This is a genomic window from Streptomyces sp. NPDC020917 (assembly GCF_044333795.1).
GTDB lineage: Bacteria > Actinomycetota > Actinomycetes > Streptomycetales > Streptomycetaceae > Actinacidiphila.
This window is the reverse complement of the sequence record NZ_JBIRRR010000048.1, coordinates 1-8,210: the sequence shown is the minus strand read 5'-3', so window position 1 is coordinate 8,210 and position 8,210 is coordinate 1. Positions and strand designations below refer to the sequence as shown.

The window sequence follows — 8,210 nt, the reverse complement described above, 5'->3', positions numbered from 1 at the left end:
CAGACACCGGATCTAAGGGCCCGGAGGCGAGGGCGCGGCAATAAGGGCCAGGACGTCCACTCTGCGGACTACGGCAACCGATCACCTTCAGCCGATTCGTCCACCCCGCGGACTACGGCAACCGATCACGTTCAGCCGATTCGTCCACCCCGCGGACTACGGCAACCGATCACGTTCAGCCGATTCAGCCGATCCGTTCACCTTTCGAGCTGCCCGCACCTATCGCGTCCCTGGCGGTGTGCCTCGTGTGGGCCCGCGGGGCGTCGCGCCTAGCCTGGCTGCGTGCCCCTGTTCGAGATCGAGCGTGTGTCCCCGCTGCCGCCCGCCGAGGCGTGGCGGCGGATGACGGCCTGGGAGCGGCACACCGCCACCGTGCCGCTGACGACGATGACCGTGCGCACCCCGCCGCCGTCCGGGCCCGGGACCGTGATCGTGGCGCGTACCGGTGTCGGGCCGCTCGGCTTCGACGACCCGATGCGTGTCACCGTGTGGCAGCCCGGGCGCCACTGCCGGCTGGAGAAGACCGGGCGCCTGGTCACCGGCTGGGCGGAGATCGATGTGCGGCCGGACCGTGACGGCGGCCCCGGGTCGCTCGTAAGCTGGCGCGAGGATCTGCGGGTGCGGGGCGTGCCGCGGGTGCTGGACGCCGTCACGGCCTCGGCCGGCCGGGTGATATTCGGCCGGGCCATGGACGCCCTGCTCAAGCCCTGAGAAGCGTACGGCCCCTCAGGGCGCGCCCTTTGGCCCGGCCTTTCACGGGCCCGGCCCGGCAGGCTCCAGGGTGCGCCCTACCGCGCATCCGCCCGTCGCCCCCGGACCGTCCGCCCCGCCCCCGGGTCCTGCCGCGGCCCTTCGCCGTTGAACCACGACCGACCGACCGTCAGTCTGGAGACGAGAATGTCCGATGCCTCCCTCCCCGCCCCGCTGTCCGACGACGAGGTCCGGGCCCTGGACGCGCACTGGCGCGCCGCGAACTACCTCGCGGTGGGCCAGATCTACCTGCTGGACAACCCGCTGCTCGCCGAACCGCTGGCCCCCGAGCACGTCAAGCCGCGGCTGCTCGGGCACTGGGGCACCTCACCGGGCCTGAACCTCGTCCACACCCACCTCAACCGGGTCGTCCAGGCCCGCGACCTCGACGCGATCTGCGTGTGGGGGCCGGGTCACGGCGGGCCCGCGGTGCTGGCCAACTCCTGGCTGGAGGGCAGCTACACCGCCACCTACCCCGACATCACCCGGGACGCCGGCGGCATGGCGAAGCTGTTCAAGCAGTTCTCCTTCCCCGGCGGGGTCCCGTCGCACGTCGCCCCGGAGACGCCCGGATCGATCCACGAGGGCGGCGAGCTCGGCTACTCCCTGTCGCACGCCTACGGTGCCGCCTTCGACAACCCCGGCCTCGTGGTGGCCTGCGTCATCGGCGACGGCGAGGCCGAGACCGGCCCGCTGGCCGCGTCCTGGCACGGCAACAAGTTCCTCGACCCCGTCCACGACGGCGCGGTCCTGCCGATCCTGCACCTCAACGGCTACAAGATCGCCAACCCGACCGTCCTGGCGCGGCTGCCCGAGGACGAACTCGACGACCTGCTCCGCGGCTACGGCCACGACCCGATCCACGTCACCGGCGACGATCCTTTGCAGGTGCACCAGTTGATGGCCGCCGCCATGGACACCTCGCTGGACCGCATCGCGGCCTTCCAGCGCGCGGCCCGCGAGCACGGCGCCACCGAGCGGCCCCGCTGGCCGGTCATCGTGCTGCGCACGCCCAAGGGCTGGACGGGCCCCGCGACGGTCGACGGGCTGCCGGTGGAGGGGACCTGGCGCGCCCACCAGGTGCCGCTCTCCGAGGTGCGGACCAACCCCGCCCACCTGCGCCAGCTGGAGGAGTGGCTGCGCTCCTACCGGCCGCAGGAACTCTTCGACGCCCAGGGGCGGCCGCGCGACCAGGTGCTCGCGTGCGTCCCCGACGGCGACCGCCGGCTCGGCAGCAACCCGCACACCAACGGCGGCCTGCTGCTGCGCGAACTGCCCGTGCCCGAACTCGAACGGTTCGCCGTCGCGGTCGACAAGCCCGGCACCACCCTGCACGAACCCACCCGCGTACTGGGAGAGTTGCTGGAACAGGTGATGGCCGGCACCGCGGACCGCCGGGACTTCCGGCTGGTCGGCCCGGACGAGACCGCCTCCAACCGCCTGCAGGCCGTCTACGGCGCCACCGGCAAGGCGTGGCAGGCGGAGACCCTGCCCGTGGACGAGAACCTCGACCGGCACGGCCGGGTGATGGAGATCCTCTCCGAACACACCTGCCAGGGCTGGCTGGAGGGCTACCTGCTCACCGGCAGGCACGGGATGTTCTCCTGCTACGAGGCGTTCGTGCACATCGTGGACTCGATGGTGAACCAGCACATCAAGTGGCTGCGCACCACCCGGCGGCTGCCCTGGCGGCGCCCCATCGCCTCGCTCAACTACCTGCTCACGTCCCATGTGTGGCGCCAGGACCACAACGGCTTCTCGCACCAGGACCCGGGCTTCATCGACCACATCCTCAACAAGTCGCCCGAGGCCGTGCGGGTCTACCTGCCGCCGGACGCCAACACCCTGCTGTCCACGGCCGAGCACATCCTGAAGTCGAAGGACTACGTCAACGTCGTCGTCGCCGGCAAGCAACCCTGCTTCGACTGGCTGGACATGGATGCCGCCCGCGCCCACTGCGCCCGCGGCGCGGGCATCTGGGACTGGGCCGGCACCGAGGACGGGCTGCGCGAACCGGACGTGGTCCTCGCCTGCGCGGGCGACGTCCCCACCCTGGAGGTGCTGGCCGCCGCCCAGTTGCTCCGCGCCCATCTGCCGCGGCTCGCGGTCCGCGTCGTCAACGTCGTCGACCTTGCGCGGCTGCTGCCGCAGGACGAGCACCCGCACGGCATGTCCGATCCGCAGTACGACGCCCTGTTCACCGCGGACAGGCCGGTGATCTTCGCCTATCACGGCTACCCGTGGCTGATCCACCGCCTCGCCTACCCCCGTACCGGTCACGCCAACCTGCACGTCCGCGGCTACAAGGAGATCGGCACCACCACCACGCCCTTCGACATGGTGGTCCGCAACGACCTCGACCGCTACCGGCTGGTGATGGACGTCATCGACCGGGTTCCCGGTCTCGCCGTGGCCGCCGCCCCCGTGCGCCAGCGCATGGAGGACGCCCGGCTGCGCCACCACGACTGGATCCGCGCCCAGGGCACCGACATGCCGGAGGTCGCGGACTGGACCTGGCAGAGGTGAGGTTCGCGGCGGCGTGCGTCACCCAGGCAGAGCGGTGGCCGCGCGCCGGTCGCGGACGGTGACAGTGGTGCATCCCACGGCGACCGGGTGAACCGGCCCGGCCGGGGTCGCGTCAGTCAGGGCAGGCGGCGGTCCTTCCGGCACCGGCGTGGCACCGGCGGGCCCCGGCTCGGCGCGCCCAGGCCAGGCTGGCATGCTGGGCCGCTGAAAATCAGCAATTCAACGTGGGAGTGATCGTGGTACACCGTCACGACAGCAGCGAAGCACTGATCGACCCGGCGTACACCAGGCGCTTGGGATGCGTGCAGGTGCCGAAGAACAGGCTGCCCGACCAGGAGACGGCGCCCCAGGCGGTCTACCGCATGATCCACGACGAGCTGCTGCTGGACGGAAGCTCCCGGCTCAACATGGCCACGTTCGTGACGACGTGGATGGACCCCGAGGCCGAGAAACTCATGGCCGAGACGTTCGACAAGAACATGATCGACAAGGACGAGTACCCGCAGACCGCGGAGATCGAGCGGCGCTGCGTCAACATCGTCGCGAACCTCTTCCACGCGCCCTCGACGGGCGACGCGGTCGGCGTGTCCACCATAGGCTCCTCCGAGGCGGTCATGCTCGGCGGTCTCGCCATGAAGTGGAAGTGGCGCCAGCGCCGGCAGGCGGCCGGACTGCCCGCGGACCGCCCGAACCTGGTGATGGGCTCCAACGTCCAGGTGGTGTGGGAGAAGTTCTGCCGCTACTGGGACGTCGAGCCGCGCTACGTGCCGGTGGCGAACGACCGGTTCACCGTCGACGCCGACGAGACCATGAGCTACGTCGACGAGAACACCATCGGCGTCGTGCCGATCCTGGGCACCACGCACACCGGCGAGTTCGAGCCCATCAAGGAGATCCACGACAAGGTCGTGGCGTACAACGCCGAGCACGGCACCGACATCGCGATCCACGTGGACGCCGCGTCGGGCGGCTTCGTCGCACCCTTCCTCCACCCGGACCTGGAGTGGGACTTCCGGCTCCCGCAGGTGAAGTCGATCAACGTCTCCGGCCACAAGTACGGCCTCACCTACCCCGGCATAGGGTTCGTCGTGTGGCGCTCGGCCGAGGACCTGCCCGAGGACCTGGTCTTCCACGTCAACTACCTGGGCGGCGACATGCCGACCTTCACCCTCAACTTCTCCCGCCCCGGCAACCAGGTCGTCGGGCAGTACTACAACTTCGTCCGGCTCGGCCGCGAGGGCTACACCAAGGTCATGGAGGGGCTGCGGGACACCGCGCACTTCCTCGCCGACGGCATCGCGAAGATCGACGCCTTCGAGGTGATCAGCGACGGCACCGACATCCCGGTGGTCTCGTTCAAGCTGAACGACCCGAGCAGGTTCACGGTCTTCCACGTCTCCGACGAACTGCGCCGCGACGGCTGGCAGGTGCCTGCGTACACCATGCCGCCGAACGCCGAGGAGATCGCCGTCCTGCGCATCGTGGTCCGCGAGGGCTTCAGCCTCGACCTGGCCGAGTCCCTCCTCGCCGCCCTCGGCAAGGCGGTCACCCGGCTCACCACCACCCCGCCCGCGCACGACGCCGCCTCCGGCTTCACCCACACCTGACGGGTCCGCCGGGAGGAAGCCGGCGTTCCGAGCTGGTCCCGGTCACGCGCAAATGCGGCAAGCCGCTGTCAGTGGGGTCAATCCGGAACCGGCTGCCGGGGTGAACGCGGGGATTTTTCCTGAAGCGTTCCCGGCGGCTTCCCGGCGGGTTCCCGGTCCGTTGTCGACGGGTTCCCGATAGCGCGATGTCGGCATGATGCCGGTTTCCACCGGCATCATGCCGGGATTTCATGCCGCGTTGCGGCCGGATCCAGACCGCCGCCACCACGGTCCGGTCTGCTGTCCCTGGCACTTGCCGGCGCAGAGCGGATCCGGACTTCCGCGCCCGCTCGCTTTCTGCAGGTCAGAGCGGTGTACGCACGGAAGGTGAAGTTCAACCGAAGGGTTCGGCCAGGCCGCATGAACGGCTGCCAAACGGCAGTTTGAAATGCGGCTGTCTGGATATCGTCCATGGCGCGGGGTGTTTCCCGCCGCGTATTGACGAACCGGGCGAGCTGTTTTTTTATCGGAGGCTGCAGCAGAGCAGAGCCCCCGGCGACGCCATGCTCTCAGGCTGAAGCCCCGGGCTGACGCCTGAACTCATGGGGGAAATAATATGGATATCGAAGTGCTTGGCGCGCTGGCCGTACGAGAGAACGACGTCTCGATCGTGCCGACGGCGCCCAAGCCGCGGCAAGTCCTGGCGCTCCTGGCTCTGCACGCCGACCATGTGGTCCCGGTCGGATCGCTGGTGGAGGAGTTGTGGGGCGCCAAAGTGCCCCGCAGCGCCCGCACCACGCTGCAGACCTACATCCTGCAGTTGCGCGACCTGATCGAGCAGGCCCTGGCGCACGGCGAGGGCGGTGCGGCCGGCAACGCGAAGGACGTGCTGGCCACCGTGCCCGGCGGATACCGGCTCAACACCCTCGGCGGCACCGTGGACTACCGGCAGTTCGCGACCCTCGCGGCGGTCGGCTACCGGGCCATGGACGCGGAGGACTTCGTCGGCGCGGCCCGCGCGCTGGCCAAGGCACTGGCGCTGTGGAACGGCCCGGCGCTCACCGACATCCCGGTGGGCCTGCGGATCGGGATGGAGGCGAGACGGCTGGAGGAGACCCGGCTGTGCGCGCTCGACCAGCGGATCGAGGCCGACCTGAAGCTGGGCCGGCACCGTGAACTGCTCCCGGAACTGACGGTGCTGGTCAACCAGCACCGGATGCACGAGTCGCTGCACGGCCAGTTCATGCTGGCCCTGCACCGCTCGGGTCGCCGCGGCGAGGCACTGGATGTCTACCAGCGGCTCCGCACGACGCTGGTGACCGAACTCGGCCTGGAGCCCTCGCCGGCGCTGGCCCGCCTGCAGCGGTCGATCCTGATGGCCCGCCACGAGGCACCGCACGGTCCGTCCCCGTCGGCGCCGCGCCTGGTGGCCCGCACCGGCTGACCGGGCCGACCGGACACCGGAAAGGGTCCGGAACGCACCCCCGCACCGCCTTCCAGGGTCCCGGGCGAGCACACCGTGCACCACGCGTACCGCGACCGGTGCGCGGTGCCGGCCCCGCCCGGGGCCTTCCTCACGCGGCGTACAGGTCGAACGTGGTGGTGCGGCGCGGTCCGGCGACCACGTCCAGCCGCGGGTCGACGGCCAGCATCGCCTGGTGCATCCGCTGGAGTTGCGGGGACGGCTCCACCCCCAGCTCCTCGATCAGCCGCCGCCGCATCCGCCGATAGACGTCCAGCGCTGCGGCCTGCCGCCCCGACCGGTACAGCGCCACCATGGCCTGCGAGTGCAGGCCCTCGTGCTGCGGGTGACGGGCGATCAGGTCGGTCAGCTCGGCGATCATCTCCACGTGCCGGCCCAGCCGCAGTTCGGCGTCGATCCGGCGCTCCTGGGCCACCAGCCGGCTCTGCGCCAGCCGCATCACCTCGATCTCCAGCACCGGGCCGACCTTGACGTCGACCAGCGCCGGTCCCTGCCACAGCTCCAGGGCCTGGCGCAGCAGCCCGGCCGCGGTCGCGTCCTTGCCGTCCTCGAACGCCGTCTGCCCCTCGGCGATCAGCCGCTCGTAGACGAAGACGTCCACCGCTTCGGTGGGGATCTGCAGCAGGTACCCGCCGTGCCGGGTGGCCAGCACGTCCTTGGCGGTGGCCGCCACCTCGGGGCCCATCGCCGCACTCAGCATCCGGCGCAGCTGCAGGATGTACGTCTGCAGCGTGGTCAGCGAACTCTGCGGCAGCTCGGTGCCCCAGGCCTCCTCCATGAGCGTCGGCACCGGCACCACCCGGCCGGGGTGGAGGGCCAGCAGGGCCAGGATCTGACGCGGCTTGCCCGCGGTCGGGACGATCGAGATGCCGTGGACTTCGGCATCCAGTGAACCCAGTAGCTTGATGTTCATACTTCCTCCCGTTCTCTTCCGTGGCCATCGGATCGCGCAGCGTGGTCAGGACTCAGATGGTGGCCCTCTCGCGGGCGCCGCGGTGCGGTCCGCAAGCAGGTCGCGAGAACCTCTGCATCACCTGTGAAGCGGCACCCCAGCCGCCCTTGAGCGCTCCTGGACCCCCGCCCCATGCGCCGTGAGCCCGACGCGGCCGCAGGTGCAACTCCGAGCCCTGGTGGGACGCATGGGACGCAGCGGTACCAGACTGGCCGGTGCGCCGGTCTCCGTGGTCTCCTCCGTCCCACTCGGGTACTTCCGCCCCGCCGCCCGGACGCGGCGCGAGCCGGTCCGCGACCCCGGATCCGGCCCCCGGGGCCGCCGGGCCGGGCGGCGGGGACGCGGGCGAGCGCGTGGCGCCAACGGCGCTCCAGGGAGCCTGGACTGAATGCCGAGGCGCGGCCGACCCGGCGGTGACCCCGCCGCCGAACCTCAACAGTCGTGTGACCCACGTCACTTAGTGGTGGACTTGGCGTGGGAGTGGTGCCGGTGTCACGATTCCTGCACACCTCCCCTGCCCGGATACCGGCGCCGCGGCCTTCGCCCGGCCCGGCGGGCGCACGACGCACTCGGCGGCAGGGGTGAGCGGCCCCGCGCATCGTTGCGGGGCTTTCGTGTGTCCGCAGGTACCGCTGCCCGGGCAACCGGACGGCCCGTGTCCCCGGACGATCGCCCGTGCTCCCAGGGCTGTTCAGCGGCTGGTGCCGCCGGTGCACCCCCACGCCCCCCGAGCCGGCGCCCGGCCCGCCGTGGCGGCCGGTGCCGGCTCGTCGTTCCACTGCCCTTGCTGTCGAGAGAAGTGGATTCCGGATATGGCAAGGCTCTGCAAGCCGGCGATGACCGCGCCGGAACACATCATCACTGTGGAAGAGACTCTGGAGTTTGCGCAGCGCGCGCATGCCGGTAAGCCGCA

5 protein-coding genes are annotated in these 8,210 nt (G+C 70.9%); 4 read left to right on the top strand and 1 reads right to left on the bottom strand.

The window, feature by feature from the left end:
• The first annotated feature begins 282 nt into the window (after positions 1 to 282).
• The 4 genes from ACH4TG_RS40800 to ACH4TG_RS40785 all read left to right on the top strand — a co-directional run bounded on the left by ACH4TG_RS40800 (position 283) and on the right by ACH4TG_RS40785 (position 6,306).
• Positions 283 to 711: an SRPBCC family protein gene (locus tag ACH4TG_RS40800; protein WP_398248365.1), complete on the top strand. Its 429-nt coding sequence runs from the start codon at positions 283 to 285 to the stop codon at positions 709 to 711.
• Positions 712 to 897: 186 nt separating this feature from the next.
• Positions 898 to 3,276, top strand: a complete 2,379-nt coding sequence (locus ACH4TG_RS40795; protein ID WP_398248363.1) for a phosphoketolase — start codon at positions 898 to 900, stop codon at positions 3,274 to 3,276.
• Positions 3,277 to 3,506: 230 nt separating this feature from the next.
• On the top strand, positions 3,507 to 4,883 hold the full coding sequence (locus tag ACH4TG_RS40790) for a glutamate decarboxylase (RefSeq protein WP_398248361.1): 1,377 nt from the start codon (positions 3,507 to 3,509) through the stop codon (positions 4,881 to 4,883).
• A 595-nt stretch (positions 4,884 to 5,478) separates the two neighbouring features.
• Positions 5,479 to 6,306 carry a BTAD domain-containing putative transcriptional regulator gene (locus ACH4TG_RS40785; protein WP_398248360.1) on the top strand — a complete coding sequence of 276 codons (828 nt, stop codon included), beginning with the start codon at positions 5,479 to 5,481 and terminating at the stop codon, positions 6,304 to 6,306.
• Between the two features lie 130 nt (positions 6,307 to 6,436).
• On the opposite strand, the gene ACH4TG_RS40780 is transcribed toward ACH4TG_RS40785, so the two are convergent.
• Entirely contained in the window at positions 6,437 to 7,258 is an 822-nt protein-coding gene (locus ACH4TG_RS40780) for a BTAD domain-containing putative transcriptional regulator (RefSeq protein WP_398248358.1), read from the bottom strand.
• Positions 7,259 to 8,210: the final 952 nt, after the last annotated feature.